Origin of the sequence: Clostridium boliviensis (genome assembly GCF_033342255.1) — a bacterium.
Lineage (GTDB): Bacteria > Bacillota > Clostridia > Lachnospirales > Lachnospiraceae > Lacrimispora > Lacrimispora boliviensis.
This window is the reverse complement of sequence record NZ_JAWONS010000078.1, coordinates 1-424: the sequence shown is the minus strand read 5'-3', so window position 1 is coordinate 424 and position 424 is coordinate 1. Positions and strand designations below refer to the sequence as shown.

The following is a 424-nucleotide window of genomic DNA, read 5'->3' as shown; positions in this document are numbered from 1 at the left end:
GTTTACTACCGGTATCGCCTGAGCAACGCCGTGAGAAAATACAGGGATACCGCCGAATTTTACTGGGCCTTCTTTGATTACAGCAATGAATCCGATCTCCACCGGGTGACGATCGATGTGATTCTGCCAAAGCCCTTTCACAAGGACCAGATCCAATATTTTTTGCATGAACGCGCAAACGGACAGGTTACGGACATCACGGATTATTCCATCCGTTATCAGACGCCCTGTTCCCCGCCAGGGTCACCTCCGAAATCCGGCTCCTTTTTCCAGGAGAATTTCTGCCGAAGGCGAAATTGACCGAGGACAAGGACATGAAAGCGGACATTTTATCCGAAGAAAAAGCGCTTCAAGCGCGCTTCGCCGCCCGTGAAAGATTGTTGGAAACGGGAAAATCGGCCCTGGATCTCCTGTCACTTACGCT

General features: G+C 50.7%; 1 protein-coding gene. It reads left to right on the top strand.

Features of this window, described 5'->3' with window-relative positions:
* The first annotated feature begins 18 nt into the window (after positions 1–18).
* Positions 19–300, top strand: a complete 282-nt coding sequence (locus RZO55_RS25855; protein ID WP_369293190.1) for a DUF2207 domain-containing protein — start codon at positions 19–21, stop codon at positions 298–300.
* Positions 301–424 lie beyond the last annotated feature (124 nt).